Below are 1,306 nucleotides of genomic sequence, written 5' to 3' on the forward strand. Positions count from 1 at the left end.
TGAGCGATAGTGATCGGAATGTACGCGAGACGGTATTCGCAAACTGGGAGCAGGCTTGGACCGATGTTGAAGATTTCTGCGCTGACACGCTGAATCACCTCGCGGGATTCCGTCTGAAGTTATATGAGAAACGTGGCTGGGATGATATCCTCAAAGAACCTCTGGCCATCAACCGGATGTCACGTCAGACACTGGATACGATGTGGGATGTGATTAACGGTGCCAAACCTGCGCTTGTTCAATATCTGGAGCGCAAGGCAGAACTGCTGGGGGTAGACAAGCTCAGCTGGAGCGACGTAGATGCACCTGTAGGTAAATCAAGTGGCAAAATCACTTACGATGAGGCAGCCATCAATATTGTTGAACAGTTTGCCAAGTTCAGTCCTAAACTTTCCTCGTTTGCAGAGATGGCTTTTGAGAAACGCTGGATCGAAGCAGAAGACCGTCCTGGCAAGCGTCCAGGCGGATTCTGTACGTCTTTGCCACTTAGCAAAGCAACCCGAATTTTCATGACCTTCTCCGGGACACCATCTAATGTGTCGACTCTTGCGCATGAACTTGGGCATGGATATCATCAACACATTATGGTAAACTGTGTTAATGGCTTGATTTTGTTATTCATCTCATTCAATCCTGGATTTTTTTATATTATTCTTAAGTTGAGTTTTAGCTCTTCAACCAGGACAAAACTTTAAGCTGTTCCAATATACAAAGGTATTTGGATTGTTGGGGAAGTTTCCGATAAATAAATTAATTCTATGTATATTAGGGCGTGTCCTCATTTGAAGAATTGGTTTTAAATACTTAAAATCCTCCTTTGAGTTATTTTTATTTCTATATTTTCAATGGCACGTACTCTTCTTACCGATGATATCTGGCAGCAAATTCAAGATACTATGCGATTACATGGTTGCTACCGTTCAAAGAATAGTAGAAATATCATGGATATTCTTTTAGTAGGATCGGCTGCTACTACTTCGTCTGTACGTCATCGGTGTTTAATGCCATCTGAATAGATGCATGTGGCATAGCCGTCTTCATCGATTTGAATCCTAAAGTGGCCCTAATGATCCGCTTTAGCTTGCCATGATTACATTCGATCACGTTATTTTTATACTTAACCTGCCTGTGCTCAAGATCTGGAGTACATTTTCTTTCCCATTTTAACCTTGACAAAGCACCTCCATATGTGTGCTTTATCTGTATCTATCACTTGTGGGGCCTTGCTTTGCCAGAAGATGCGGATACTGAGCATCCAAAAGTAAAATAACTGCATGAGTTTCGTGCGTAGTCTGATGGTATGGTC

General features: G+C 42.4%; 1 protein-coding gene and 2 pseudogenes. 2 read left to right on the top strand and 1 reads right to left on the bottom strand.

Annotated elements, in window-relative coordinates; all coding sequences use genetic code 11:
• The coding region (locus ACS72_RS10655) for a M3 family metallopeptidase (RefSeq protein WP_048882095.1) at positions 1-695 on the top strand (695 nt) is incomplete at its 5' end.
• 334 nt (positions 696-1,029) lie between these two features.
• On the opposite strand, the pseudogene ACS72_RS17505 reads toward ACS72_RS10655, so the two are convergent.
• Positions 1,030-1,188 (bottom strand): annotated as a pseudogene (locus ACS72_RS17505) (DDE-type integrase/transposase/recombinase); the annotation flags it as partial.
• A gap of 10 nt (positions 1,189-1,198) precedes the next feature.
• Between ACS72_RS17505 and ACS72_RS18410 the strand changes: the two are divergent.
• Positions 1,199-1,267 (top strand): annotated as a pseudogene (locus tag ACS72_RS18410) (arsenical resistance protein ArsH); the annotation flags it as partial.
• Between the last annotated feature and the right edge of the window lie 39 nt (positions 1,268-1,306).

Source organism: Acinetobacter sp. VT 511, from assembly GCF_001077515.1.
GTDB classification, from domain to species: Bacteria; Pseudomonadota; Gammaproteobacteria; order Pseudomonadales; family Moraxellaceae; genus Acinetobacter; species Acinetobacter schindleri.